This is a genomic window from Pseudomonas marginalis, assembly GCF_024169655.1.
In the GTDB taxonomy this organism is placed as follows: domain Bacteria; phylum Pseudomonadota; class Gammaproteobacteria; order Pseudomonadales; family Pseudomonadaceae; genus Aquipseudomonas; species Aquipseudomonas paraveronii.
On record NZ_JALJWV010000001.1, the window covers coordinates 4,662,198 to 4,686,142 of the forward strand.

32 protein-coding genes and 1 pseudogene are annotated in these 23,945 nt (G+C 58.8%); 30 read left to right on the plus strand and 3 right to left on the minus strand.

Annotation, left to right across the window (positions count from 1 at the left end):
* The first annotated feature begins 3 nt into the window (after window positions 1–3).
* The 10 genes and pseudogenes from J2Y83_RS21290 (at window position 4) to J2Y83_RS21335 (ending at window position 4,356) form a co-directional block, all read left to right on the plus strand.
* Window positions 4–705 (plus strand): terminase endonuclease subunit, encoded by a 702-nt coding sequence (locus J2Y83_RS21290; RefSeq protein WP_253398031.1) that lies wholly within the window; start codon window positions 4–6, stop codon window positions 703–705.
* A gap of 102 nt (window positions 706–807) precedes the next feature.
* Complete coding sequence (locus tag J2Y83_RS21295) at window positions 808–1,269, plus strand: head completion/stabilization protein (protein ID WP_253398033.1); 462 nt, start codon at window positions 808–810, stop codon at window positions 1,267–1,269.
* Entirely contained in the window at window positions 1,269–1,481 is a 213-nt protein-coding gene (locus tag J2Y83_RS21300; protein ID WP_253398035.1) for a tail protein X, read from the plus strand. The genes J2Y83_RS21295 and J2Y83_RS21300 overlap by 1 nt, the downstream gene beginning before the upstream one ends.
* A 45-nt stretch (window positions 1,482–1,526) precedes the next feature.
* The gene (locus J2Y83_RS21305) at window positions 1,527–1,850 is read left to right on the plus strand and encodes a phage holin, lambda family (RefSeq protein WP_174630454.1); all 324 of its coding nucleotides are present in this window, start codon (window positions 1,527–1,529) and stop codon (window positions 1,848–1,850) included.
* Window positions 1,847–2,689, plus strand: a complete 843-nt coding sequence (locus tag J2Y83_RS21310) for an N-acetylmuramidase domain-containing protein (RefSeq protein ID WP_253398037.1) — start codon at window positions 1,847–1,849, stop codon at window positions 2,687–2,689. Before J2Y83_RS21305 ends, J2Y83_RS21310 begins: the two co-directional genes overlap by 4 nt.
* Entirely contained in the window at window positions 2,686–2,889 is a 204-nt protein-coding gene (locus tag J2Y83_RS21315) for a hypothetical protein (protein ID WP_079443110.1), read from the plus strand. The genes J2Y83_RS21310 and J2Y83_RS21315 overlap by 4 nt, the downstream gene beginning before the upstream one ends.
* A pseudogene (locus J2Y83_RS21320) lies at window positions 2,886–3,251 on the plus strand (Rz-like lysis system protein LysB); the annotation flags it as partial. The gene J2Y83_RS21315 and the pseudogene J2Y83_RS21320, both read left to right, overlap by 4 nt.
* Window positions 3,172–3,429, plus strand: a complete 258-nt coding sequence (gene lysC / locus J2Y83_RS21325) for an Rz1-like lysis system protein LysC (protein WP_253398039.1) — start codon at window positions 3,172–3,174, stop codon at window positions 3,427–3,429. The pseudogene J2Y83_RS21320 and the gene lysC, both read left to right, overlap by 80 nt.
* On the plus strand, window positions 3,426–3,908 hold the full coding sequence (locus tag J2Y83_RS21330; protein ID WP_253398041.1) for a phage tail protein: 483 nt from the start codon (window positions 3,426–3,428) through the stop codon (window positions 3,906–3,908). The genes lysC and J2Y83_RS21330 overlap by 4 nt, the downstream gene beginning before the upstream one ends.
* Complete coding sequence (locus J2Y83_RS21335; RefSeq protein WP_253398043.1) at window positions 3,898–4,356, plus strand: phage virion morphogenesis protein; 459 nt, start codon at window positions 3,898–3,900, stop codon at window positions 4,354–4,356. The genes J2Y83_RS21330 and J2Y83_RS21335 overlap by 11 nt, the downstream gene beginning before the upstream one ends.
* On the opposite strand, the gene J2Y83_RS21340 is transcribed toward J2Y83_RS21335, so the two are convergent.
* Window positions 4,349–5,290: an FRG domain-containing protein gene (locus tag J2Y83_RS21340; RefSeq protein WP_253398045.1), complete on the minus strand. Its 942-nt coding sequence runs from the start codon at window positions 5,288–5,290 to the stop codon at window positions 4,349–4,351. The two genes, J2Y83_RS21335 and J2Y83_RS21340, sit on opposite strands and share 8 nt — an antisense overlap.
* Before the next feature lie 96 nt (window positions 5,291–5,386).
* On the opposite strand from J2Y83_RS21340, the gene J2Y83_RS21345 reads away from it, so the two are divergent.
* The 14 genes from J2Y83_RS21345 to J2Y83_RS21410 all read left to right on the plus strand — a co-directional run bounded on the left by J2Y83_RS21345 (window position 5,387) and on the right by J2Y83_RS21410 (window position 18,400).
* Complete coding sequence (locus tag J2Y83_RS21345) at window positions 5,387–5,959, plus strand: phage baseplate assembly protein V (RefSeq protein WP_253398047.1); 573 nt, start codon at window positions 5,387–5,389, stop codon at window positions 5,957–5,959.
* Window positions 5,956–6,300, plus strand: coding sequence for a GPW/gp25 family protein (locus J2Y83_RS21350; protein ID WP_253398048.1), 345 nt, complete (start codon window positions 5,956–5,958; stop codon window positions 6,298–6,300). The genes J2Y83_RS21345 and J2Y83_RS21350 overlap by 4 nt, the downstream gene beginning before the upstream one ends.
* Complete coding sequence (locus J2Y83_RS21355; protein ID WP_253398050.1) at window positions 6,297–7,208, plus strand: baseplate J/gp47 family protein; 912 nt, start codon at window positions 6,297–6,299, stop codon at window positions 7,206–7,208. The genes J2Y83_RS21350 and J2Y83_RS21355 overlap by 4 nt, the downstream gene beginning before the upstream one ends.
* Entirely contained in the window at window positions 7,208–7,825 is a 618-nt protein-coding gene (locus J2Y83_RS21360; RefSeq protein WP_253398052.1) for a phage tail protein I, read from the plus strand. The genes J2Y83_RS21355 and J2Y83_RS21360 overlap by 1 nt, the downstream gene beginning before the upstream one ends.
* Window positions 7,822–9,885, plus strand: coding sequence for a phage tail protein (locus tag J2Y83_RS21365; RefSeq protein ID WP_253398054.1), 2,064 nt, complete (start codon window positions 7,822–7,824; stop codon window positions 9,883–9,885). The genes J2Y83_RS21360 and J2Y83_RS21365 overlap by 4 nt, the downstream gene beginning before the upstream one ends.
* Window positions 9,882–10,247, plus strand: coding sequence for a tail fiber assembly protein (locus J2Y83_RS21370; protein ID WP_253398056.1), 366 nt, complete (start codon window positions 9,882–9,884; stop codon window positions 10,245–10,247). Before J2Y83_RS21365 ends, J2Y83_RS21370 begins: the two co-directional genes overlap by 4 nt.
* Window positions 10,248–10,354: 107 nt before the next feature.
* Complete coding sequence (locus J2Y83_RS21375; protein ID WP_253398058.1) at window positions 10,355–11,530, plus strand: phage tail sheath protein; 1,176 nt, start codon at window positions 10,355–10,357, stop codon at window positions 11,528–11,530.
* A 57-nt stretch (window positions 11,531–11,587) separates the two neighbouring features.
* On the plus strand, window positions 11,588–12,103 hold the full coding sequence (locus J2Y83_RS21380; protein WP_253398059.1) for a phage major tail tube protein: 516 nt from the start codon (window positions 11,588–11,590) through the stop codon (window positions 12,101–12,103).
* Between the two features lie 50 nt (window positions 12,104–12,153).
* Window positions 12,154–12,489: a phage tail assembly protein gene (locus tag J2Y83_RS21385; RefSeq protein ID WP_253398061.1), complete on the plus strand. Its 336-nt coding sequence runs from the start codon at window positions 12,154–12,156 to the stop codon at window positions 12,487–12,489.
* Between the two features lie 8 nt (window positions 12,490–12,497).
* Entirely contained in the window at window positions 12,498–12,617 is a 120-nt protein-coding gene (locus tag J2Y83_RS21390; protein WP_253398063.1) for a GpE family phage tail protein, read from the plus strand.
* A complete protein-coding gene (locus tag J2Y83_RS21395) occupies window positions 12,607–15,282 on the plus strand; it encodes a phage tail tape measure protein (RefSeq protein ID WP_253398065.1) in 2,676 nt (891 codons plus the stop codon). The genes J2Y83_RS21390 and J2Y83_RS21395 overlap by 11 nt, the downstream gene beginning before the upstream one ends.
* A 5-nt stretch (window positions 15,283–15,287) precedes the next feature.
* Complete coding sequence (locus J2Y83_RS21400) at window positions 15,288–15,728, plus strand: phage tail protein (RefSeq protein WP_253398067.1); 441 nt, start codon at window positions 15,288–15,290, stop codon at window positions 15,726–15,728.
* Entirely contained in the window at window positions 15,725–16,984 is a 1,260-nt protein-coding gene (locus J2Y83_RS21405; protein WP_253398069.1) for a phage late control D family protein, read from the plus strand. Before J2Y83_RS21400 ends, J2Y83_RS21405 begins: the two co-directional genes overlap by 4 nt.
* Window positions 16,985–17,032: 48 nt before the next feature.
* Window positions 17,033–18,400, plus strand: a complete 1,368-nt coding sequence (locus tag J2Y83_RS21410; protein ID WP_253398071.1) for a hypothetical protein — start codon at window positions 17,033–17,035, stop codon at window positions 18,398–18,400.
* 333 nt (window positions 18,401–18,733) lie between these two features.
* Here the strand turns inward: J2Y83_RS21410 and J2Y83_RS21415 are convergent, their stop codons facing one another.
* Entirely contained in the window at window positions 18,734–19,069 is a 336-nt protein-coding gene (locus tag J2Y83_RS21415) for a DUF2511 domain-containing protein (RefSeq protein WP_253398073.1), read from the minus strand.
* Between the two features lie 21 nt (window positions 19,070–19,090).
* Window positions 19,091–19,501: an XRE family transcriptional regulator gene (locus tag J2Y83_RS21420; RefSeq protein WP_253398075.1), complete on the minus strand. Its 411-nt coding sequence runs from the start codon at window positions 19,499–19,501 to the stop codon at window positions 19,091–19,093.
* A gap of 21 nt (window positions 19,502–19,522) precedes the next feature.
* Between J2Y83_RS21420 and J2Y83_RS21425 the strand changes: the two genes are divergently transcribed.
* From J2Y83_RS21425 to J2Y83_RS21450, 6 genes are all read left to right on the plus strand, one after another.
* On the plus strand, window positions 19,523–19,723 hold the full coding sequence (locus tag J2Y83_RS21425) for a DNA-binding protein (protein WP_127881846.1): 201 nt from the start codon (window positions 19,523–19,525) through the stop codon (window positions 19,721–19,723).
* Between the two features lie 29 nt (window positions 19,724–19,752).
* A complete protein-coding gene (locus J2Y83_RS21430) occupies window positions 19,753–20,226 on the plus strand; it encodes a YmfL family putative regulatory protein (RefSeq protein WP_079443091.1) in 474 nt (157 codons plus the stop codon).
* Window positions 20,223–20,510 (plus strand): ogr/Delta-like zinc finger family protein, encoded by a 288-nt coding sequence (locus J2Y83_RS21435; protein WP_126589585.1) that lies wholly within the window; start codon window positions 20,223–20,225, stop codon window positions 20,508–20,510. The genes J2Y83_RS21430 and J2Y83_RS21435 overlap by 4 nt, the downstream gene beginning before the upstream one ends.
* Window positions 20,510–20,881: a hypothetical protein gene (locus J2Y83_RS21440; RefSeq protein WP_253398077.1), complete on the plus strand. Its 372-nt coding sequence runs from the start codon at window positions 20,510–20,512 to the stop codon at window positions 20,879–20,881. Before J2Y83_RS21435 ends, J2Y83_RS21440 begins: the two co-directional genes overlap by 1 nt.
* Window positions 20,882–20,956: 75 nt before the next feature.
* The gene (locus J2Y83_RS21445; RefSeq protein WP_149412925.1) at window positions 20,957–21,190 is read left to right on the plus strand and encodes a hypothetical protein; all 234 of its coding nucleotides are present in this window, start codon (window positions 20,957–20,959) and stop codon (window positions 21,188–21,190) included.
* Window positions 21,191–21,202: 12 nt separating this feature from the next.
* Window positions 21,203–23,920, plus strand: coding sequence for a toprim domain-containing protein (locus J2Y83_RS21450; protein WP_253400427.1), 2,718 nt, complete (start codon window positions 21,203–21,205; stop codon window positions 23,918–23,920).
* Window positions 23,921–23,945: the final 25 nt, after the last annotated feature.

The following is a 23,945-nucleotide window of genomic DNA, read 5'->3' on the forward strand; positions in this document are numbered from 1 at the left end:
CCCATGGCACTCAGCATCGCCCAAGCCCACCAACGCCGCGCTCGCGCGGCAATGGAAGCGGCCAAAACGGCGCCGCAGCAGTCTATGGCCGGTGCCACCGCCTACGAGCATCAGTTGAATCAGTTGCTGCAGGACCGGCTGCGCTTGAAAGCCATCCAGTCCAACGAAGGCAAGGCCGCGCTCAAGCTGCAACTGCTCCCCGAGTACATCCCGTATGTCGAGGGTGTGCTCGAAGCCGGCAACGGTGCCCAAGACGACGTCATGACCACCGTCATGGTCTGGCGCATTGACGTCGAGGACTACAGCGGCGCCTTGGATATTGCGGACTACGTGCTCAAGCACAAGCTGATCATGCCTGACCGTTTTGAGCGCACCACCGGTTGCCTAGTGGCGGAGGAAATTGCCACCGCCGCGCTGAAAGCCCAGAAGGCCAACGGCAGTTTCGACTTGAGCATCTTGCACCGCACCGTCGAACTGACCGAAGCAGAAGACATGCCCGATCAGGCCCGCGCCAAGCTGTTCCTGGCAACGGGCCGCGCGACCTTGCATGGCATCACCGCCGAAGAGCCAGGCCAGCCCGGGCAGATTCAAGCCGGTATCGATCTGCTCAAACGCGCCATCGAGCTGCACGACGGCTGCGGCGGCAAGAAGGATTTGGACGGCGCCGAACGCCTCCTGAAAAAACAGGCTGCCCCCAGCAGCTAACCGAGCGTCCCCACGCACCCCGCCGGCTCGGGGCGGATCGGCCAGGCCGCTCCTCCTGAACGTGAAGCCCCGACCACCGGCGACCTATTTTCGAGTGCAGTCATGAGTGCATTTGTAGCCAGCGGCACCGTCGACAGCGGCCATATCAACACCGACCCGTTCTGGCCGTCGATTGATCTGGACGGCTTGCGCGCCACCCTGCGCATCGACGGCAGCGTCACCCCAGCCCGCCTGGAAACCGCCGTAATCGCCGCCGCAATCAACCTGAACAACGAACTGAGCGAATGGCGAGTAGCCCAACAGACCGCTGGCTACGCCACCCTGGCGGAGGTGCCGGGTGATCGCATCAAGGACGTGTCGGTAAAGGTCCACCTCTATCGCCGCGCGATCGAGGCCGGAACCGGCGCCGAAGTCTGTGAGCGTTACCGCGACTACAGCGCGACCAATACCGGCATCGACAAAGCGGAAGCCCTCACCCCGAACATCGACGACTACCGCCGCGACCTGCGCTGGGCTGTGCGCGACTTCCTCGGCCGCACCCGCACCACCGTGGAGCTGATCTGATGCCCGTCGCCGTCCGCGCCAATCAAAGCGACACCGTCGACGCACTCTGCTGGCGGCACTACGGCCGCACCGCAGGCGTCACCGAGGCCGTGCTTGAAGCCAACCCCGGCCTGGCAGACCACGGCCCCATCTTGCCGCAAGGCCTTGTCGTCAACATGCCCGAAGCCCAAACCAGCGCGCCCCAGCGGCAGATGGTGAACCTATGGGACTGACACCGCAGCACCAAGCCCTTGAACCCACCAACCCTGGACAACGGAATGAAGCGCATGCCTGAACGTCCCGACACATGGGCCTGGCTCGCCGCCTGGCTCGAACAGAACTGGCCGACTCTTTACGCCGGAGTCCTCGCCTTGATCATCGCTGCCCTGCGGATCATGTACGGCGGCGGCACCCTCCGGCGCATGCTGATCGAGGCCCCGCTGTGCGGCACGCTGGCCTTGGCCGCGAGCCACGGCCTGGCGCTGCTCGGCATCCCGACATCCACAGCGCCGTTCTTCGGCGGTGTAATCGGTCTGCTCGGCGTCGAAGGTACCCGAGCGGCAGCCAAGAGGTTTTTCAACCGTAAGGTGGAGCAGCTATGACCACTCTTCGCCACGGCGACCGCTCGCAAGCGGTACTGATCCTGCAAAAGAACCTCAACCGGCACGGCGCCAACCTCGTGCCGGACGGTGATTACGGCGACACCACTGAAGCCGCCGTCCGCGCCTATCAGGTCAAAGTCGGCCTGGTAGCCGATGGCATCGCCGGGACCAAGACCCAGACCAGCCTGGCCGGTGGCGACTGCGCCGCTCTGTTGCGCAACCACGATCTGGTGGCCGCTGCCGAACGCCTCGGCGTACCGCTTGCGGCCATCTACGCGGTCAACGAAGTGGAATCCAAAGGCAAGGGCTTTCTCGACAACGGCAAGCCGGTGATCCTGTTCGAACGGCACATCATGTACCGCCAGCTCGCCACGGCTCGAAACGCAGGCGATGACCCGGCCGAACTCAAGCGTCATGCCGACCAACTCGCCACCGCCAACCCTGCCTTGGTCAACCCAAAACCCGGCGGATACATCGGCGGTACCGCCGAACACCAGCGCCTGGCAATGGCCCGCTTGATTGACGACACCGCCGCGCTGGAGTCGGCTTCCTGGGGCGCGTTCCAGATCATGGGCTTCCACTGGAAGCGCCTCGGCTATGCCAGTGTGCAGGCGTTCGTGGCAGCGATGAGTGCCGGCGAATCGCAGCAGTTCGACGCCTTCACTCGTTTTATCGAGACCGACACAGCGCTACACAAGGCCCTGAAAGCCCGCAAATGGGCCGAATTCGCCAAGCTCTACAACGGTCCGAACTATCTGCGGAATCTCTACGACACCAAGCTCCAGCGCGCCTACGAGCGGCACGCCGGCTGCGATTGCGGACAAGGGGTGGCGGCATGATCGACTTCGAAGCGTTGCAAAAACTACGGGTGCAGGACGGTGACCTGCTGGTGGTGCCGGAGTCGACCGAACAGGACGACATGCAGCTGTTGGCCGAGGCCATCCAGTTGATGAATGGCGCAAGGGCAGTGATCGTGCGCGGCCCCATCAAGCAGCTCGACTCCGCGGCCATGAACAAACTCGGCTGGTACCGCGCATGAGCACTCTGCGCCAGGCGCTGTATGGCATCGCCCTGCTCGTCGCCCTGGCGCTGCTGATCTGGGGCCAGCAACAGCGCATCGATGTCGCCGAAAGCCAAACCGAGCTGGCAAACGCTACGGCCAAGACCGCCCGCGAAGACGCCGACCGCAACCTGGCAACCGCCAACACCCTCACCGACACCCTAAAACAGGAACGGGCGAACCAATCTGCCCTACATACCCAGCAGGACCTGTTGCGCCAGGGCCTGGCAAAACGCGAGCGAACGATAGAGGAGCTGAAACGTGAAAACACCGAACTACGCGACTGGGCTGCTCAGCCTTTGCCTGACGCTGCTCGCCGGCTGCGCGAACGCCCCGCCGTCACCGGGGCCGCAGCTTATCGTGACTGGCTGTCCGGCCGTGGTGCCGTGCCACCTACCGGCGACCAGCCCCCTCAACAACGGTGACCTACTGACCGACGAAGACCGCGCCGAAGCCGCCTGGGCCGACTGCGCGGCGCAGGTCGACATGGTCTACAAACACCAGCAGGCCAACCCATGAACAAGCCGGAAAGCCTGCGTGCCCACCTTTTAGCTACCGTTGCCGAGTTCAAGCACAACCCCGACCGCCTGCTGATCTTCATCGACAACGGCAAGGTCCGTTGCACCGCTGCCCACACCCTATCGTTTGAATACAGCTTTGACCTGCAGATCATCCTCACCGAGTTCGCCGGCCACCCCGACAGCGTGATCTTGCCGATCCTAGGCTGGCTCAGCGTCAACCAATCCGAGCTGCTGGAGAGCCTCGACAAGGTCAAGAACGGCATCCAGTTCGAAGCCGACATCCTCGACAAGAACAAAGTGGACCTCAGCCTAACCCTGCCGCTGACAGAGCGAGTGGTGGTCGGAAAAGATGACCAGGGCAACACCACCGTGAAGCACCCGAACGAACCACAGTACGTGGCGGGCTACCTCGACCCGAACTGGAAGCCCGGGGCCCAGGGCAATACCAGTGAATGGATAGTGCCTGATGGCAAATAACCTAGAAGCGCTGGAGACGTGGGCGGCGGTGCTACTGGATCGGCTTAAGCCAGGGGAGCGCGGCAAACTTGCCCGGAGCATTGGGCAGGAGCTGCGCCGCAGTCAGCAGAAGCGCGTGATTGCGCAGGAAAACCCGGACGGGAGCAAGTACGCGCCTCGTAAACACAGGGCCCTGCGAGGGAAACAGGGGCGGGTTAAGCGGAAGCTGGCGATGTTTAAGAAGCTGCGGACCGCGTCGTACATGAAGGTCCGTAGTGATAGCAATGCGGTTACGGTGGGGTTCACCGGGCGTATTGCCCGGATTGCAAGGGTTCACCAGTATGGTTTGAAAGATCGTGCAGAGCGCGGTACACCCGATATTCGTTATGAGCAGCGCGAGGTTCTGGGCTTTGCTCCGGCTGATATCGATTTAATACGCGATAGTCTGTTGAGGCATCTAACTATCTGACTGGCTTGAGAAAAGGCCGCTCTCTCATTTCCATTGCAACGCCCTCATATCCGGGAAAGAGCTTGGCAGGTCCGTAACCAAGCCCTCTTAATAACCGTGCCAGTTCGGCCGACTCAGACCCAGGCAAAACCATCTTTTTAAAAACTGTAGACTCTTCATGAATTTCTAATTTAGATAAGTACTTCTTCAATTGAAAATCCAGCGGACACCGATCAACAGTGGGTAGCGGCTCCGTTTTACCGGCGGCTATTTTGAAAAAACCAGGGACGCTATGCGCCCAATGCGTGAACAGTCCACTTTGAGCTGCAAGATTAGGATTACCACTGTAGTGCGGCGTGACCAGTCGTAATGGAAAATCACTTAATAAAGAATCAAGTCGTCCTACAAAACTAATATTTAGTGCCCAAATGCAAATATCCTGATCAACCTTTGCAGGAGGTTTTGACGAAAAAAACGCAGCAACAAAAGGGTCATAGGACCAATCTAGCAACCGAGTGGCGATTCCGTAATGCTGAGCTAAAGCAGCAACTTCGAGCATATCCTCTGGCAGCCACTTGTCTCCATCAACCCACTCAGACATTGAGCGAAAATCAACAGCTTGGTGCAACATCCTGCGCAACCGGTCTGATGTGGGCACATGTAGCCCCCTGGCATCCGCCAACTTATAAAAATCTCTTATCAACTGATACTCAACAAACGCCAAAGAAAAATCGTTATCTACTGTTGAGCCGGCGACTGTCGCATACGCCCTAGAACACTCCCAAATTTTTTCTTTTGATTCAATTCGAATGGATGTAGGGCATAGCAAATACTTTGAGTTTGAATGCCCCCGATATATATATTCGTCAATTTCAAATTCTGAACCCCAAGGTGTAAGCGCATCCAAAAACTCAGATGCCTTAGCGAATCTTTTTTCAGCAATATAGTCCGCCATGTAAAATCACCTCCTTTCTCGTCAATACTTGTAAAAGGTTTCCATACAAACGTCTGTCTCTTACGAGCGCGCACGAAACTCTACACCATCGACGTCATGAACGACTTCGCCGCCCTCTCCCGCATGCTCGAAAACCTCATCCGCTTCGGCGTCATCGCCGCCGTGCAGATGGAGCCCCCGCGCGTGCAGGTAAAAACCGGAACACTGACCACCGCCTGGCTGCCATGGCTGGCCCTGCGCGCCGGGTCTGACCGTGAGTGGGATCCTCCCACCAAAGGCGAACAGGTCATCCTATTCAGCCCATCAGGTCAGCTCGCCAACGGCGTTGTCATCACCGGTTTGCCCAGCGATCACATCCCGCCCAACGGCAAACGCGCCGGCCTGCACCGTCGCACCTACGCCGACGGCGCGGTGGTCGAATACGACAGCGTCGCCCATCACCTGAACGCCACCCTGCCGGACATCGGCACCACCAGCCTCGTGAGCAAGGGCGGGATCAACATCATCGGCCCGATCAATCACCAGGGCGATTACAACCAAACCGGCAACCAGAACGTGGTCGGCCTCGTGACCGTCTCCGAAGACGTGATCGCGGCCAACATCAGCCTGGTCAAGCACCTGCATGGCGGCGTGCTGGTGGGCGGTGCGAAGACGGGGAAACCAGAATGAACCGAGACACCGGCGCAGCCATCGGCACCCTGGACCATATCAGCCAGTGCATCACCGACATCCTCACCACCCGCATCGGCACCCGAGTGATGCGCCGCGAATACGGAAGCCTGCTGCCCGAGCTGGTGGACCATCCGTTCAACGATGCCACGCGCCTGCGTGTGTACGCGGGCACGGTCATGGCGCTGATGCGCTGGGAAACCCGTATCAGCCTAAGCCGCGTGCAGTTCGTCGGCGCAAACCTGCAAGGTCAGTCGGTGCTGGAACTGGAAGGCACCATCGTCGACACCAATGAAGCGCTGAGCCTGAGTCTTCCGCTGCAACTGGGGGGCAGCGTATGAATTCCTTTGCCGCGATTGACCTCAGTCAGCTCCCCGCCCCGCAGATCGTCGAGCAGATCGACTTCGAACTGATCCTGGCGGAGCGCAAGGCCTACATGATCAGCCTCTGGCCGATCGAGGAACAGGCCGAGATTGCCGCCCGCCTCGACATGGATTCGGAGCCCCTGGCCAAGCTGCTGCAGGAGAACGCCTACCGCGAGACCATATGGCGTCAGCGGGTTAATGAAGCCTCCATGGCGAACCTGCTGGCCTTTGCCAAAGGCCCCGATCTGGATCAACTGGCGGGTAACTTCAACGTCCCGCGCCTGGTGGTTCAGGAAGCCAAGCCCATGGCGGTCCCTCCAGTTGCGCGGATCATGGAAGGCGACGACAGTTTGCGCGAACGGGCGCAAATGGCCTGGGAGGGGCTGAGCACCGCCGGTCCGCGCCAGAGCTACATTTTTCATGCTCGTGGGGCCGATGGCCGCGTTGCTGACGCGACAGCTGAAAGCCCATCACCCGCCGTGGCAGTGGTCACCGTGCAGGCGCTGCTCGGCGACGGCACCGCGTCGGCCGATCTGGTCGCCGTCGTCAAAAAGTACCTGAACGACGATGACCGCCGGCCCGTGGCCGACCGCCTGACCGTGAAGCCCGCCGAAATCATCCGCTACCAAGTCAAAGCGAAGTTGTACCTGCTGACCAGTGGCCCAGAGTCGGAGCCGATCCTTGCTGCGGCTGAGCAGAGCTTTTGGGCTTACGTCAACCAACGTCGGCGCCTGGCTATGGAGGTGTCGGAATCAGCCCTGCACGCCGCGCTGTTCGTCGAAGGTGTACGCAAGGTTGTGCTGGAAGACTGGGTCGATATCGTCGCCACCAAAGAACAAGCGCCCTACTGCACCGGCCTCACCATCATGCGAGGTGCCGAGTAATGGGCGCCCAACAGCTGCTACCGAACAACGCCACAACGCTTGAGCGCCAGGCGGCGCAGGCGCTCGTGGAGATTCAGCGCGTGCCGATCCCCCTCCGGCAATTGTGCAACCCGAACACCTGCCCGGTGGCAGTGCTGCCCTACCTGGCCTGGGCCTTCTCCGTCGACCGGTGGGACAGCAACTGGACCGAAGCCACGAAGCGGGCGGCCATCCGTTCATCCCGCTACATCCACGCACACAAAGGCACCATCGGTGCCCTGCGCCGCGTGGTCGAGCCGTTGGGCTACCTGATTGAGGTAATGGAGTGGTGGCAGACCGTGCCGGAAGGCGTGCCCGGCACCTTTGCCTTGAAGGTCGGCGTGCTGGACACCGGCATCACCGAAGAAATGTACCAAGAGCTGACTTGGCTGATCGATGACGCCAAGCCCCTCACCCGCCCACTGACAGGCCTGGCGATCAGTCTGGAAAGCACCGGCACCGTGTTTATCGGAGCCTGCGTGTACGAAGGCGACGAACTCAGCGTTTACCCACCGACTCAACGCGACATCGATGTCAGCGGCGCAGTTCGCATCGGTGGCCGCGAACATCATATCGACACGATGGACATCTACTCATGACCGACCAAAACAGCCAGTTCTTCGCGATTCTAACCGCCGTGGGCGAAGCCAAACAGGCGAACGCTGCGGCGCTCGGTACGGCCTGGACCTTCGCCCAGATGGCCGTGGGGGATGCCAACGGCACGGACCCAATCCCCAGTCGCACGCAAACCAAGCTGATCAACGAGCGCCGCCGCGCGCCGCTGAATCAGGTGAAAGTGGACCCGGCCAACGCCAGCGTGATCATCGCAGAGCAGATTATCCCGGAGAGCATCGGCGGCTGGTGGGTGCGTGAACTTGCGCTGTACGACGCAGATGGCGACATGGTCGCCGTTGCCAACTGCGCGCCGACCTTCAAGCCGCTGCTCGCCCAGGGGTCAGGCCGCACGCAGGTGATTCGGATCAACTTGATCGTCAGCAGCACGGCCAATATTGAGTTGAAGATTGACCCGTCCGTGGTGCTGGCGACCCGCAAGTACGTCGATGACTCCATTGAGGTTGTTCTGCCGGGGAATAAAGTACCTGGCACCTATCGAAAGGTGACAATCAACAAATATGGCATCGTCGTATCGGGCGAGAACCCGACGACGATGGCTGGATACGGCATCACCGATGCGCTTCGAGTGGGCGCGGTAAGTCGTCAGTTGCCCGCGCTCTCTGCACCGCAACCGGGTGGAACCGATGGTTCTGGCGGCGGTGGTGCGCTGCTGATCCGCGAAGCGCAGGAAGTCGAGGCCACCAAGAATGACTTGTCCTATGCACCGCGCATTGTCTTCACCTGGAAAGGTTTCTTTGCCAGGGATATCGCGATGTCAACGATCGGCGACTTGCTCTGGGGCGGATCGAAGGTATGGACGGGGGCAAACCTTAATCCTGATTTGAAGGCCGATAAGGCGACAACACTCGGCGGTTATGGCATCGGCGACGCGTTCACCAAAACCCAGACAACTGCAGCGATTCAAACGGCTATCGCTACGTTGGTTGGCGCTGCGCCGGGTGCCTTGGACCAGCTGGACGAGCTGGCACGCGCGATGGGCAATGATCCGAACTTTGCCACCACCATGATCAACGCATTGGCGCAGAAGGCTGACAAAGCTACAACGTTGGGTGGTTACGGGATTGTTGTTCCGACTCAGTTGCAGGCCGAGGCAGGGACAGACAATTCTCTGCCGATGACGCCTTTGCGTGTGCTTCAGGCGTTCAACAAGCTTCTAGTGCAGGCCACAGAAGCGACACTAGGCGCTGCGAAGGTCGCCAACCAGGCACAAGCCAATGCCGGGCTCGACGACGCCGCGATGATGACGCCGCTAAAAGCCGCCAAGGCCGCCCCCTCGGTTCGTGGCGCAAGCGGAAACTTGAGGGTGTCTACAACGGGTTCAAACGCCGTAGTCTCAATCACCGCAGATCAGTTGGTTCTACAAGGACCGTCAGGCGCAGCATCGACCATAAAGTTGGTCAACCTTGCTGCATCTACAGCCATAGCGGGCGCTGGCGGGCTGGACGCTGGCGTCATTGCTGCGAATACCTGGTACAGCGTTTGGGTGATCTACAACCCGGCCAATGGTGATCTGGCGGCACTCCTATCGACCGGTGCAACACCCCCGACGCAGCCCTGGGCAGGTGACATTCGCTACGCCCGCGTGGGCTGGATCCTGACTGACGCAACGGCCAATAAGTTTCCCCTGGCCATGATTCAGTTTGGAAATCGGGCGCAGTGGAGGCTCGGCACCAACATTCCGTTTACACGCGGGATGGCTTCAGGGGTTCAGGGTGCAGCGAACCACCCTCCCACTTTTGTGACGGTCAACGTGGACCCTTTCATACCGCCAACCGCGCGGGCCATTGCTTGCACGGTGCATATTCAGACAGGGCCAGCGGGTGTTATTGCGGCGCCCAGCAATGCCTATGGGGGCTATGACTCGGCGACCAACTTGGCGCCGCTGTGCGTCACAACACCAGGCAGCACGCCGCTGAATATGAACAGCAGTGCTCTGATCCTGCTGGAGTCGAGGAATATCTATTACGCAAGCGGCAGCTCTTCTGGGCAGCTTGTCGCAACGGGCTGGGAGGACAATCTATGAATGGTTTTGCGGTGCGTAACGATGGAACACCGGGCTGGCGGGCAGTCGCCGGCGATGATGAGCTGAATCCAAACGAGTTTTTCTCTGAGGTAGAGCCCGCGCCCATTGTGCCGCTGCCACCCAGCGAAGAGGACCTCAGTGTCCAAGCCAAAGAAACCCGCGACAAGCTGCTAGCGGTAGCGGCAAACCGTATGGGGCCGCTACAGGACGCGGTTGATACGAATACAGCTACGGCTGAAGAACGTCAAAACCTCGTAGCGTGGAAGCAATACCGGATTGCATTGAACCGAATCGAGCAGCAAGGTGGGTTCCCTCAGTCCATCGTCTGGCCCGTCTCACCCGAAGAAAACGCCACCCTCTGACAACTGGCGCCTGTACCCCAACGCTTTACAACTCGCCGCGCTCGCCCAACCGGCGCGCGCGCGTCAGCCTGTCCACTGTCATTCCATCACAGCGCAGGCAACCACCCATGGCCGGTTCAGACTATCTCCACGGCGTGCGGGTCATCGAACTCAACGACGGCACCCGCCCCATTCGTACCATCCCCACCGCAGTCATCGGCCTGGTTTGCACGGCTGAAGATGCGGACCCGCTCGTATTCCCACTGGACACCCCGGTATTGCTGACCAGCGTGCAAAGCGCTATCGCCAAAGCCGGTGTCAAAGGCACCCTGGCCAGCAGCCTGCAAGCCATCGCGGACCAGACCAAGCCCTACACCATCGTCGTGCGGGTCAAGGAAGGCGCAGACGAAGCCGCTACCACCAGCGCCCTGATCGGCACCACCACCGCCGACGGCAAATACACCGGCATGAAAGCCCTGCTGGCCGCCAAGGCCCGGGTGGGCATGACGCCGCGCATCATCGGTGTGCCTGGTTACGACAGCCAGCCGGTAGCCACCGCCCTCGTTTCGATTCTTCAGGACCTGCGAGCCTTCGGTTATGTGAGCGCCTGGAACTGCAAAACCAAGGAAGAGGTGGTCGCCTACCGCGAAAACTTCGGTGCCCGTGAACTGATGTTGATCTGGCCGGACTTCCTGAACTGGGACACCGTCACCAGCAAGACCGTTACCGCCTATGCCACGGCTCGCGCCCTCGGCCTGCGGGCGAAGATCGACCAGGAAACCGGCTGGCACAAAACCCTCTCCAACGTCGCCGTCAACGGCGTGACCGGTATCAGCGCCGACGTGTTCTGGGATCTGCAAAACCCGGCCACCGACGCCAACTACCTCAACAGCAACGAGGTCACCACCCTGATCAACGAGGGCGGCTTCCGCTTCTGGGGTAGCCGCACCTGCAGCGACGATCCGTTGTTTGCCTTCGAAAACTACACCCGCACCGCGCAGATCCTTGCCGACACGATGGCCGAAGCGCAGATGTGGGCCATGGACAAGCCCATGCACGCATCGCTGGTGCGAGACATCATCGGAGGCATCAACGCCAAGTTCCGCGAGTTGGTTGCGCAGGGCTATCTGATCGGCGGGAGCTGCTGGTACCCGGAAGACATCAACGACAAGGACACCCTCAAGGCCGGCAAGCTGACTATCGACTACGACTACACGCCTGTGCCGCCACTGGAAAACCTCACCCTACGCCAGCGCATCACCGACAGCTACCTGATGCAGTTCGCAACCGCTGTAAACGCTTAAACCGGGCCTCCCCGCAAGGGGAGTTAACCCCGTGCCATAACCCCGGAGAACACCGCCATGGCCCTGCCACACAAACTGAAAAACATGATGCTGTTCAACGACGGCGGCAGCTACAGAGGCAAAGCCAAGACCGTCACCCTGCCCGCCCTGGGCCGCAAGATGGAAGCCTATCGTGCCGCCGGTATGAATGGACCGGTCAAGGCCGATCTGGGCTTCTCCGACGATGGCATCCAACTGGAGTGGAAGCTCGGCGGTCTCGACCTGATCGTGCTTAAGCAGTTCGGTGCGGTAAATGCTTCGGGGGTAGCGCTACGTTTCGCAGGGGCTTACGAACAGGACGACACCGGGGAAGTCAGTGCGGTGGAAGTCACCGTGCGCGGCCGTCACGAAACCATCGAAATGGGTGACGCCACCCCTGGTGAGGACACCGAGCATTCCATCACCACCACCTGCAGCTACTACAAGCTGACCGTCGACAACGAAGACATCATCGAAATCGACTTGCTCAACTTCATCGAGAAGGTCGACGGCGTCGACATGCTGGAGAAACAGCGCTCCGCAATCGGCCTTTGATCCTTATCCTCGATCGCTAAACGTACCCTCACATCAACAGGAGCTTTTCCATGAAAAACGCAGATACCGAACAACCCGAAGTTAAACCCCTGGCCGACGACAACACCGTCATCCTCGACACGCCGATCCGCCGTGGCACCAGCACCATCAACAGCATCACCCTGCGCAAACCCAACGCGGGCGAGCTGCGCGGTGTGAGCCTGGCCGAACTGCTGCAAATCGACGTCAACAGCCTGGTGAAGGTTGTGCCGCGCATCAGTAACCCGACACTCACTGCCGTCGAAGTCACGTCGATGGACCCTGCCGATCTGTTCGCACTCGGCACCAAGGTGTGCGGTTTTTTGCTACAGAAATCGATGAAGACGGACGCATCCCTCGTTGCGTAGACGACGCCATGGCCGACCTGGCCGTGGTTTTTCACTGGACACCGGCTGATATGGATCAGTTGGGCCTGCAAGAGCTGATGGAATGGCGCGAGCGCGCCCGGGTGCGGAGTTCGACCGATGGCAAATGATCTGCGACTACAGGTGCTGCTCAGTACCATCGACAAGGCCACCCGCCCGCTGAAGCACATCAGCGAAGGGGGCATTGAGACCGCGCGCGCCCTCAAGGCCGCTCGCGACCGCCTGAAAGAACTCACCAGCCAACAGAAAGACGTCAGCGCCTGGCGGGCTCAGCGCGCCGCTGCGGAGCAAACGGGCGCCTCGCTTACCGCCGCACGGGACCGAGTCAAATCCCTGAGTCAGGAACTCGCTGCCACAGATGCACCGACCAGGGCAATGACCCGGAGCTTCCAGTCGGCGGTGCGCGAGGCAACACGGCTCAAGCAGCAGCACCAGCAACAGAGCGTGCAGTTGCAGGGGCTACGTTCGAAGCTCTACGACGCTGGCATCAGCACCAAAAACCTTGGCTCCCACGAACGCCAGCTGCGCGAGCAGATCAACGCCACTAATTCCAGCATCAGTACGCAATCAAAGCGCATGGCCGAGCTGAGTGCCCAGCATAAGCGGGCGGCGGCGGCACGTAGCCAGATGGAGAAATCCCAGCGCGCCGCCAGCAATCTGGCAGTGAACGGTGCTGCTGGCTTGGGCGTGGGCTATGCAGCGAGCCGTCCCATTGCCGCTGCAGTGAAGGCCTTTGCGCCCAACGAGGATTCCGCCACACAGCTCAAGGTGTCGATGATGGACGACACCGGCAAGGTCTCGGAGGACTTCCAGAAGATCACCGATCTGGCCACCAAGCTGGGCGACCGCTTGCCAGGCACCACGGCTGACTTCCAGAACATGATGACCATGCTTCGGCGCCAGGGCCTGAGCGCGCAAAGCATCCTCGGCGGCACGGGCGAGGCAGCCGCGTACCTGGGCGTTCAGCTAAAGATGGAGGCCACTGAGGCAGCGGAATTTGCCGCCAAGATGCAGGACGCCACGCGCACCACTGAAAAAGACATGATGGGCCTGATGGACACCATCCAGCGCGGGTTCTATGCCGGTGTTGACCCAGGCAACATGCTCCAGGGCTTCAGCAAAATCGCCCCGGTGATGGACGTCATCAAGAAGTCAGGGATCGATGCAGCCAAGGAACTCGCGCCGCTGTTGATCATGATGGACCAGGCCGGCATGGAGGGCGGTTCCGCCGGCAACGCCTTCCGCAAAATCTTCCAGGCCGGGCTGGACGGGGACCACGTCAATAGCGCCAACAAGATCGCGGCCGGTGGCAATACTGGCGTGTCCTTCAAGTTTACCGACGACAAGGGAAACTTTGCCGGCCTGGAGAACCTGTATGCCCAGGTTGAAAAGCTCAAGGCCTTCAACGACGTCGACCGCAACGCCATCATCAAGAAGCTGTTCGGGGATGACGCTGAAACCCTGACCACGTTGAACACAATGATGAACAAGGGGCTGGCCGGATACCAAGAGGTCCAACAGAAGCTGAAAACTCAGGCCGACCTGCGTACCCGAGTCAACGAACAGCTCAACACCCTGACCAACATCATGGAAGCCGCTGAAGGCAGCTTCACCAACGCCATGGCAGAGTTCGGCGCGGCCGTTGCGCCGGAGCTAAAGGACCTGATCAAAACCCTGGGCGAGATCGCAAACAGCATCGGAGCCTGGGCCCGGGAGAATCCGAAATTGGCCGGCGGCCTGGTCAAGGTCGTGGCCGCGATCGCTGCGCTAGCATTCGTGTTCGGCGGCCTGGCGTTGACCATGGCGAGCATGCTGGGACCGTTCGCCGTGCTGCGCTACGGCATGACCATGTTCGGTCTCCAGGGTGGCGGCATCACCAAAATGCTCGGCCGGTTGCTCCCCACGCTGACCGGTCTGGCTCGCAACGTGTTCCCGATGTTTGCGCAGGGCGTTCGTATGCTCGCCATGACAATGGGCGGCGCCCTGGTCACCGCCCTGCGCACGGTAGGCATCGCGCTGTGGGGCCTGGCAGCAAACCCGATTGTCCTGGTCATTGCCGCCGTCGTTGCGGCGCTGGCTGGCGGCGCCTACCTGATCTACAAAAACTGGGACGCGGTGAAGAACTACTTCGCCAACGCCTGGACAGAAATCAAGGCAGGCTTCGACGGAGGAATCGGCGGCATCATCACCACCTTGGTCAACTTCAGCCCTCTCGGCCTGCTCTACCAGGCCTTTTCCGGTGTGCTGAGTTACCTGGGCATCGAACTCCCCAGCCGCTTTACCGAGTTCGGCAGCATGATCGTGAATGGTCTGGTCAATGGGCTGACAGCCGGTCTCGGCGCCGTCAAAGACACCATCAGCTCGATCGGCGACGCCAGCATCGGTTGGTTCAAGGAAAAGCTCGGCATCCACAGCCCGTCACGGGTGTTCGCGGAGCTGGGCGGGTTCACCATGGCGGGCCTCACCCAAGGCCTGGAAGGTGGACAGAAAGGCCCTCTGAACGCGCTGACCAGCATGAGCAAACAGCTGACCGCCGCCGGCACCTTGGCCCTGGGCGCCACCGCCATGCCGGCGTTTGCCGTGGATAACACGCCCCCCATCAGCAGTGCGCCCGCCGCAGCCGTTTATGACAGCCACGACACCTACGAATTCTCCATCACCGCCGGGCCTGGCACAGACCTGCAAAGCCTGGAAAAGACCGTGCGCGCCATGCTGACCCGCATCGAAAACGAAAAGAAAGCGCGTCAGCGCAGCAAACTTTCTGACCTGGAATAACCACCATGATGATGGCCCTCGGCATGTTCGTGTTCAGCCTCAGAACCGCCGCCTACCAGGAGCTGCAACGCCAAACCGATTGGCGTCACGCCAGCAACAACCGCATCGGCGCCGCTCCCGCGCGGCAATTCGTCGGCCGTGGCGAAGACGCTATCACCCTCCCCGGCATCATCCTGCCGGAGCTGGCCGGCAGCGCTCTCAGCCTCGACGCCCTGCGCCTGATGGCAAACACCGGCAAGGCCTGGCCCATGGTCGAAGGCAGTGGCCGGATCTACGGCCTGTGGGTGATCGAAAGCATGAGCGAGACCAAGACCATCTTTTTCAGCGACGGCACCCCACGGCGCATCGAGTTCACCCTGAGCCTGAAGCGCACCGACGACGACCGCATCGACCTGCTCGGTGCGGCTACCAGCACTGGCGTCAACATCCTGCGAGGCCTGCTGTGATCGAATCGGTCATCTCCAAAGTCACCGGCTACGTGCGCAGCACCGTCGAGCAGTATGTCCGTGACGCGGCCTATCCCGTGCCGGCCTTCAGGCTCACCGTCGACGGCCTGGACATCGCGCAACTGGTCAGCCCGCGCCTGATGAGCCTGGAGCTGACCGACAACCGCGGCGTCGAGGCGGATCAACTCAGCATCACCCTCAGCGACCACGACGGCCTACTCGCTATCCCGCCCAAGGGCGCGGTGTTGCGCTTGTGGCTGGGTTGGAGCGACACCGGCCTGGTAGACAAAGGCACCTATACCGTCGACGAAACCGAACACAGCGGCGCGCCGGATGTGCTGAGCATCCGCGCTCGATCGGCAGACCTGCGCAAGGGCCTAAAAACCAAACGCGAGCGAAGCTGGAGCAACACTACCCTCGGCAAAGTCCTGGGCGATATCGCCATCGGCAATGGCCTCACCGCCACCATTGCCGGCGCACTCGACGGTTTGCCCATCCTGCAGCTCGACCAGGCCAACGAATCCGACGCCAACCTGATCAGCCGCCTGGGCGAAGAATTCGATGCGGTGGCCAGCGTCAAAGCCGGTTGTCTGCTGTGCCTACCGGCCGGCGGAGGCAAAACCGCCAGCGGCCTGGATCTGCCACACATCACCCTCACCCGCGCCGATGGTGACCAGCACCGATACCTGCAGGCCGACCGCGACAGCTACGACGGCGTGCGTGCGTACTACTACGACGTGAACAGCGCCAAGAAACAGGAGGCCATAGCCGGCGGCGGCGACAATCTCAAAGACCTGCGCCATACCTACAGCGACCAGCAGTCAGCCCTGCGCGCTGCCCGGTCTGAGTTCCGACGGCTGCAGCGCGGCAGTGCCACGCTCAGTTACAACCTGGCCATGGGCCGGCCTGATCTGATACCCGAGCTGACGTACACGCTCCAGGGCGTGAAAGCGGAAATCGACGAGATCATCTGGTACGGCGGCAACGTGCAGCACAGTCTAAGTGCGGACGGCGGGTACACGGTCAGCCTGGAGTTGGAGAGCAAGCTGCCGGAGGACAATGTTGAAGACCTGGCAGAAGAGAACAAAGGGGATTACACGGGGATCATCGCGTACTACCGCGACAAAAAAACCGGAAAGGAAAAGACGATTACGGCGGGGGATCAGACGAAGCCGAGGAGGTTACGGTGGCTGTATGCAAGTGAGAAAACTGCAAAAAGGGCCGTGGAGAGAGAGTGGAACAGGATGAAAATATAGCAAGAAGCCATTACTCTGCTAGGGTCTGCTAAATCAAACGGAGCGTGTATGACAGACCAAACACTAGAAGAACTGGAGTCAAAACTAACCGAGTACGAGATGAAGCTTCCCGAACTCAACTCAGTGAATAACGCTCTTTGGAAATCTACCAGTCAATGTCAAACGCTATTAAAAGAGTCTGGTGCTACCACAAAACCCGTAAAAATCACCAGTATTGCAAAGCGTTTTACGCCTGATCGTCCTTTTTTCATAGATTCCATTGACTTCCACGGCGAAAACGCCGCCAAAATGCTGACAAGCTTAACGGTTATAATTAAGCCTCTTGGCAAAGCTCAATATAACTTGCAGTTAAGTATCACAGGGCAAGGTACTAAGTTTTGTTATGGCTTCATCCGTTGCTTTTGCGAATGGTTTGAAATTTACAGTGACTCACTACTAAACAAACCCAAACTTACAAAAATAAATATATTCGGCGTAGATATAGCGCAGCTAATTGAGCACTCGGACGACATAGCCGAAACAATTCGTTCCAAAAGAGACATCGCAAAGTTTAAAGCAGACACGATACAACAACATACCGAACTAACAGAACAGATACACGCATTAAAACTAGAAAAAACCGAGGCAGAATCAGCATACGTTGACATCGCCAATGCTCTAGAACAGGAGAACGCAGCATTAATCGAAGTTTCTGCGGCAGTTTCTGCGGAATCGCTTAAACTCACCGAATTGAAAAAAGAAGCATCCGAAACATCAACTGTGCTTACCCAAACCAAAAATAACATCACACAGTTGAATGAGACAGTTGTCACAAACAACAAAGCCATATCCAAGCTAAATTCCGAATTAAAGAAATTAGCATCCGATAAAAGTCTGATATCTGACGAATATGGCCCTTACGTGAAGGAGGGACGTTCACAAGCGATGATCTACGTGTTTGTCGTAATATTCCCATTGTTGGCTATAATATTTTCCGTGTACGAACTTTACGCAGGTGCCTCAAAGATCTTAACAACAGATTACAAGACAGCAACAGATATTTTAGCTTCATTCACTCTTCGCATACCTTTCGCAGCTGTGTTCGGACTTGCAATTTATTATAGCTGGAAACTCACCTCATCAATAATTCTAAAAATCTTCACCATTCACAGTGATCGATTGACACTTGCAAAACTCTTAGTCCTAGCAAGAGAGGCGGTTCATTCGTCAGCCAGAAATTTAGATTTGTCAAACGAGACCATACTCCAAGAACAGCTAAGACTAAAGATAGAAGTACTTAAAAGCCATCTTTCCAAAGACCTTGGAACCAACTTCGATTACAATCCAGTACAGACAAAAAAACAACAAAAACCAACAGAAGCAGTAAATGACAAAAACATAAATACGAAAGAAAAAACAGAAGAAGAATCAACATAACAAAATAAAGCACAATCCATTTTAATTATGAAAGCCCCTCAAACATCGAGGGGCTATTTATATCAATTCTGAATTTTTGAAAGCACCTCCGCGCAACGAAGAACCCTATCTTGATTCTCAGACTTCAGAAGTCTGAAAAGCAATAACAAAATTTGCTCTCTCGAAGTTAGTACTACATCTTCGCGCGCCAGTTCCGAGTTACCTTCACTCGACTTATCAAGCATGCCGCCATTGCTCCTATCGTCCGTAATATGCATGTCCTCATGCACATATAGACCTTACGGACGGACTGGAAAACGCAACCTTCGACCAAAGGCACTAGCGTGGGTGGATCTATCCAGCGTAGGAAGGGCAGAGTTTCATGGCGCGCACGGTGATCTCGCTGTAATCCATTGTGATGCCAGGCATGCTTGCATTTGGCTTGGTAATCGACTGCCCATCGAGCCAGCCATTCTTTGATGCTCTGGACCGTGCGCTGCCATTCAGCGCGTAGAGTTTCCCGTCTTCTGTTCTCACCAGAGCGGAAGGTGGTCCGTCCTGACAAAGCAGGTCGACCTTTTCGACAGTGAAAGGCCATTTCGCACCGTACTCGGCTTGAGTAATTGTCACGGCCTTTTCGCCACCGCATCCAGCCAGAACCAGCAAGACTGGAATCATCAAACAACGCATCGTTTCCTCCTTGGAATTGATTCATTTCGCTTCGGGTTTAGATACCTGTGCCATCGCGAACGCCAAGTGCGCGAGAGTCGCGCGGTCGGCATCGGACATTTCCCGCATATGCTCCAACACCGTCAGTTCTGTGTCGCTCATGTTGCTGGGGGCTGTGTCGACACGGGAGCCAGTCAGCACGTAATGCACGTCAACCCCAAGCGCATGAAGCCCTGAGAGATAACGCAAATCGGGGGAACTGGACTCAAGCTCATAAGCCTTTTGAGTCCCACGGCTTACACCTGCGGAGGCGCCAAAGTCGGTCTGGTTTTTGCCCAGCCGCTCGCGTTCTTCCCGCAGGCGTTCACCTACCCCTAAAGAAATGAGCATTTTTTTGATCAAAATTATTTGACTTGAGCAGAAATCTGACCAAGAATCCTTTTCGTCGAACACGATTAAACACGGACGAACACTATGCATGCCCTACAGACCCCCGAGCAAGCCCGCGCGGTTCTTGATCGCGAGGGTAAAAGCATTGCCGAATTTAGCCGTCAACATGGCTTGAACAAAAATCTGGTCAGCGACCTGCTAAACGGCCGTAAAAAAGGCCGTCGTGGGGAAGCACATCGAGCGGCGGTATTGCTCGGGATCAAAGACGGCCAGGTCACAAACTAGGGCCTCTGGCTCCAAGGGGAAACCAGAAGATGAAACGCCCAGTTCTAGCGACCAAGCGGCAAGTAATGAGCGCTGTGATCAACGACTACAAAGGTGGTCGTGAATGCGCAGCAGCTCGCCTCGGTTACGAACTCAAGAAGTTCGATAACCACATCTACGAAAACGCCGGTAGCCGGCCTCTGACGGACGAGCAAATTCACTGCCTGGAACAGGATGCGGGAACTACGCACCTGCCGGAGTACATCGCGGCGCTGTATGGCGGCATGTTCGTTCCCCTGGCCAAGCCAGAGAAGCTGGACAACGTCGACCTCTACAGCCGCTCCGTCAATGCGGCTGCCAAGCGGGGCGTCGTCGACCAGATCATCGCCAAGGCGCTGGACGATGGAGTGATTGAGCCAGATGAAGCCGAGGCAATCATCGCAGCCCATAACCGCTATATGTCTGCCCGCCACTCAGAAGTACTTGCCACGATCCAGCTGCACAGCAAGGGGACCGTACAGTGAGCACCTACAAACTTGTCTGCCCCCATTGCCACGGCCGCATGCGTATCCGTACCAGCGAAGGCCAGCACATTTTTTTGCGCATCGCCTACATGCAATGCACCAACGAAGCATGCGGCTGGTCGGTGCGTTCTGAATTTCAAATGACCCACGAACTGAGCCCCAGCGGCATGCCCAACCCAGCTGTAAAGCTGCCGATTGCGGACGTGGTCATTCGTCGCCAGGCAATGAAAACAGCCAACGATCAACCCGATCTGTTGGACCAGTTGGAAATGGAGCGTGCGTGATGAACCTTGATCAACAGACTCATGACTACCGCAGCAGCATGCAACACGCTGCTTTCGCTTACCTGCAACGCCATGAGGCAGAACACCTGGTGGATTCCGATCTGTTGTTTGATCGCTGTATTCGCCACCTGACACTTGCATTGGAAGTGCCCGTATTCATGGCACCAAAACTTGTCCACAACGCCTGGACTGAATTGCAGGTGATCAAGAAGCGCCGTTGGATCGGCATCGACTGGGCCAGTGGGGCTGACAGCACCCGTGTCCACCTGGTGGACGTTCTTGCGGATCAACGCTTCCCGGTTCCAGCTCGCTTTCTGCCACAGAAACTGCTCGACCAGCGCAGCACCGTACACAAGCCACACCCTCAGTAACGCTCCCTTTTAAACCCCGCCCTGCCCCATCCCCAATGGGTTTGGGTGAGCTTTGCCCGCAATCCGAGGTGGACCATGGAAATCGACATCGCCATCACCGCAAAACTGCCCCGCGACCAGGCCGAGGCACTGCTCCAGGACCTGCGCGCGCAGTACGCGTTGCTGTTCAACGAGCATTGGTATGACGACCGTTTTCGCATGATCCCCGAGGGTTTGCGGCACGGCTCGTTGCTGGTGGCCTTCCCCGCATTGGCCGCGCGAAAAAGCCTGATTGGCGCCCTTAAACACAGTCTCGACGAAGCGAAGTAAGCCACGATGGAAATGAAAGAAAGGCTGCGCGCCGACGTCATTCAACGCATTGAGCGGGATTACCAGCTCAAGCACATGCGCGGCACCGACTATATGCGTAAGGGTGTTTGCCCTGCCTGCGGCCAGAAGACCCTCTACACCTTCTACAACTCGCCCTGGACGCTGATCTGCGGACGGCCGGAAAAGTGCGACCACCGCGTCCACGTTAAGGACGTTTACGACGACCTGTTCAACGACTGGAGCAAGACCGCCCCGTCGACACCGGACAATCCCCTCGCCACGGCCCGCGCCTACCTTGAGTTTGCGCGGGGCTTCAAATTTGAGCTGATCGCCGGTTGGTTCACCCAGGACAACTACTGGGATGGCCGGCAGAACATCGGCAGTGCCACGGTGCGTTTTGCCCTGGAGAAAGGTGGGTACTGGGAACGCCTGATCGATCGGCCAGAACGCTTCGGCAAGATGAAAGCCCGCTTCCGCCCTACCGGCGAAGGCTTGACCGGTTACAAGGGCGTCTGGTGGTGCCCACCGAGCGTGGACCTGTTGGAAGTCGACGAACTCTGGATAACAGAGGGCATCTTCGACGCCATCGCACTGCTGCATAACGACGTGTCGGCCGTGTCGATGATGTCTAGTGCCCCCTGCCCGACTGACTCACTCAAGGCCCTGGCCAAACTGCGCCACGACGCCGACAAGCGCTTGCCCGTGTTGGTGTGGGCACTCGATAACGAGCCCGTCGCCAAGGCCAACATGCGCCGCTGGGCGAAGGAGGCACGCGACCTGGGCTTCACCTGCAAGGCCGCTGTGATCCCGCAGCCAACTGGCAAAAAGGTTGATTGGAACGACCTGCACCTGCGCTGGAAACCGATCGAGGGTGACGCCAACCGCGCCGAGCGCATCGAGCAGGATCTCGACGAGGCCCGCCATCACGGCGACTTGCTGCTCGCTGATTCGGCAGAGGAAAAGGGCTTCCTGATCTACCTGCGCGACGAGCGCAAGGAATTCAACTTCACGTTCCGCAAGCGCCTGTACTGGTTTCGGCTGGACCTTGATAAGTACGACCGCGCCATGAGCGATCTGGAGAACTCAAAACGGCACGATGACCAACTGCTTAACGACGACGAGCGTCGTTACAAAGCGTTGCGCCAGGCCGGCTCAGTGACCTGCATCGCCAACTGCAATTTCCAGGCGCTGTACTACATGCGCAACGACCTGACCGACGAGGCCTGGTACTACTTCCGGATCGAGCGCCCGCAGGGGCCTGCCATCAAAAGCACGTTTACGGCCAAGCAGCTGACGTCGGCGCCTGAGTTCGCTAACCGCCTGCTCAACGTCTCCAACGGCGCGATGTTTGAGGGCAGCGCCCAGCAACTGAAACGGATCTTGGCGCCCCAGCTGGACTGCCTGAAAGCCGTCAACACCATCGAATGGATCGGTTACAGCCGCGATCACGGGGCTTATGTCTTCAACGACCTGGCCTTTTTCGGCGGCGCGGCCCAGGCACGCAACAAGGAAGACTTCTTTGACCTGGGCAAGCTGAGCATCAAGTCGCAGAGCCAGTCGCCGGTACTGCACATCAACACCGACCTCAATGCCTACAACGAAGGTTGGTTCGACATCTACTGGCGCTGCTTTGGCGTCCAGGGCCTAGTGGTGTTGGCCTGGTGGCTGGGTGCGTTGCACGCAGAGCAAATCCGCCAGATCCACAAGTCACTAATGTTCCTGGAGCTGGTGGGTGAGGCCGGCTCGGGCAAGACCACCTTGGTGGAGCTGCTGTGGAAGTCGGTCGGACGTACCGATTACGAAGGTTTCGACCCGTCGAAAGCGACCGCTGCAAGCCGTGCGCGCAACTTTTCGCAGGTCAGCAATTTGCCGGTGGTGCTGATCGAATCTGAGCGTGAACAAAAGGAAGGCCAGCCGGTTAAACACTTCGACTGGGATGAACTTAAAACCGCCTACAACGGCCGCAGCGTTCGCTCCACCGGGGTGAAAAACAACGGCAACGACACCCATGAACCACCGTTCCGCGCCGCGTTACTGATCGCGCAAAACAACCCGGTGAACGCCTCGGAACCGATCCTGCAGCGTATCTGTCACGTCCATCTGACACGCGAGCACCACACACCGGAGACCAAGCAGTACGCCGAGCAGTTGGAGCGCATGCCGATGGACAGCATCAGCGGCTTCCTGGTCAAGGCGCTGCAACGCGAAGCCGAAACCATGCGCCTGATGGAGGAAAACACCTCCGGCTACGAACAGGAGCTGCTGGCCCAGCCAGGCGTTCGCACCGTGCGTATCGCCAAGAACCACGCCCAATTGCGCAGCCTGGTGGATGCACTGGCCGGGGTCGTGCCGCTCGGCGAGCGCCGCAAGGCCCTCGCGCACGCCGAAATCAGCCGCATGGCCCTGGAGCGGCAGCAGGCAATCAACGCCGACCACCCAACCGTGCGCGAGTTTTGGGACCTGTACGAATTCCTCAATGGCATGGACGAGAAAGCCGCGCTGAACCATGCGCGTCGCGATGGACTGATCGCCGTGAACCTCAACGAGTTTGTGGAAATGGCCGCCAACAAACGGCAGCAGGTGCCGCCGCTGAGCGACCTGAAACGCCTGCTCAAGACCAGCAAGTCACCCAAATTTCTGGAGTCGAACAAGCCCGTCAACTCGGCGCGCCAGGTCGACGCTTTCGACAAACCTAAAACCATTCGCTGCTGGGTATTCCAGGGCGTGTAACCACCGCAACAACAGGAGCTGCACT

What these genes read in the sequence shown, in the direction of transcription:
- J2Y83_RS21290 (WP_253398031.1), top strand. Translation starts at nt 4, where the DNA reads ATGGCACTCAGCATCGCCCAAGCCCACCAACGCCGCGCTCGCGCGGCA.
- J2Y83_RS21295 (WP_253398033.1), top strand. Translation starts at nt 808, where the DNA reads ATGAGTGCATTTGTAGCCAGCGGCACCGTCGACAGCGGCCATATCAAC.
- J2Y83_RS21300 (WP_253398035.1), top strand. Translation starts at nt 1,269, where the DNA reads ATGCCCGTCGCCGTCCGCGCCAATCAAAGCGACACCGTCGACGCACTC.
- J2Y83_RS21305 (WP_174630454.1), top strand. Translation starts at nt 1,527, where the DNA reads ATGAAGCGCATGCCTGAACGTCCCGACACATGGGCCTGGCTCGCCGCC.
- J2Y83_RS21310 (WP_253398037.1), top strand. Translation starts at nt 1,847, where the DNA reads ATGACCACTCTTCGCCACGGCGACCGCTCGCAAGCGGTACTGATCCTG.
- J2Y83_RS21315 (WP_079443110.1), top strand. Translation starts at nt 2,686, where the DNA reads ATGATCGACTTCGAAGCGTTGCAAAAACTACGGGTGCAGGACGGTGAC.
- J2Y83_RS21330 (WP_253398041.1), top strand. Translation starts at nt 3,426, where the DNA reads ATGAACAAGCCGGAAAGCCTGCGTGCCCACCTTTTAGCTACCGTTGCC.
- J2Y83_RS21335 (WP_253398043.1), top strand. Translation starts at nt 3,898, where the DNA reads ATGGCAAATAACCTAGAAGCGCTGGAGACGTGGGCGGCGGTGCTACTG.
- J2Y83_RS21340 (WP_253398045.1), bottom strand. Translation starts at nt 5,290, where the DNA reads ATGGCGGACTATATTGCTGAAAAAAGATTCGCTAAGGCATCTGAGTTT.
- J2Y83_RS21345 (WP_253398047.1), top strand. Translation starts at nt 5,387, where the DNA reads ATGAACGACTTCGCCGCCCTCTCCCGCATGCTCGAAAACCTCATCCGC.
- J2Y83_RS21350 (WP_253398048.1), top strand. Translation starts at nt 5,956, where the DNA reads ATGAACCGAGACACCGGCGCAGCCATCGGCACCCTGGACCATATCAGC.
- J2Y83_RS21355 (WP_253398050.1), top strand. Translation starts at nt 6,297, where the DNA reads ATGAATTCCTTTGCCGCGATTGACCTCAGTCAGCTCCCCGCCCCGCAG.
- J2Y83_RS21360 (WP_253398052.1), top strand. Translation starts at nt 7,208, where the DNA reads ATGGGCGCCCAACAGCTGCTACCGAACAACGCCACAACGCTTGAGCGC.
- J2Y83_RS21365 (WP_253398054.1), top strand. Translation starts at nt 7,822, where the DNA reads ATGACCGACCAAAACAGCCAGTTCTTCGCGATTCTAACCGCCGTGGGC.
- J2Y83_RS21370 (WP_253398056.1), top strand. Translation starts at nt 9,882, where the DNA reads ATGAATGGTTTTGCGGTGCGTAACGATGGAACACCGGGCTGGCGGGCA.
- J2Y83_RS21375 (WP_253398058.1), top strand. Translation starts at nt 10,355, where the DNA reads ATGGCCGGTTCAGACTATCTCCACGGCGTGCGGGTCATCGAACTCAAC.
- J2Y83_RS21380 (WP_253398059.1), top strand. Translation starts at nt 11,588, where the DNA reads ATGGCCCTGCCACACAAACTGAAAAACATGATGCTGTTCAACGACGGC.
- J2Y83_RS21385 (WP_253398061.1), top strand. Translation starts at nt 12,154, where the DNA reads ATGAAAAACGCAGATACCGAACAACCCGAAGTTAAACCCCTGGCCGAC.
- J2Y83_RS21390 (WP_253398063.1), top strand. Translation starts at nt 12,498, where the DNA reads ATGGCCGACCTGGCCGTGGTTTTTCACTGGACACCGGCTGATATGGAT.
- J2Y83_RS21395 (WP_253398065.1), top strand. Translation starts at nt 12,607, where the DNA reads ATGGCAAATGATCTGCGACTACAGGTGCTGCTCAGTACCATCGACAAG.
- J2Y83_RS21400 (WP_253398067.1), top strand. Translation starts at nt 15,288, where the DNA reads ATGATGATGGCCCTCGGCATGTTCGTGTTCAGCCTCAGAACCGCCGCC.
- J2Y83_RS21410 (WP_253398071.1), top strand. Translation starts at nt 17,033, where the DNA reads ATGACAGACCAAACACTAGAAGAACTGGAGTCAAAACTAACCGAGTAC.
- J2Y83_RS21415 (WP_253398073.1), bottom strand. Translation starts at nt 19,069, where the DNA reads ATGCGTTGTTTGATGATTCCAGTCTTGCTGGTTCTGGCTGGATGCGGT.
- J2Y83_RS21425 (WP_127881846.1), top strand. Translation starts at nt 19,523, where the DNA reads ATGCATGCCCTACAGACCCCCGAGCAAGCCCGCGCGGTTCTTGATCGC.
- J2Y83_RS21430 (WP_079443091.1), top strand. Translation starts at nt 19,753, where the DNA reads ATGAAACGCCCAGTTCTAGCGACCAAGCGGCAAGTAATGAGCGCTGTG.
- J2Y83_RS21440 (WP_253398077.1), top strand. Translation starts at nt 20,510, where the DNA reads ATGAACCTTGATCAACAGACTCATGACTACCGCAGCAGCATGCAACAC.
- J2Y83_RS21445 (WP_149412925.1), top strand. Translation starts at nt 20,957, where the DNA reads ATGGAAATCGACATCGCCATCACCGCAAAACTGCCCCGCGACCAGGCC.
- J2Y83_RS21450 (WP_253400427.1), top strand. Translation starts at nt 21,203, where the DNA reads ATGAAAGAAAGGCTGCGCGCCGACGTCATTCAACGCATTGAGCGGGAT.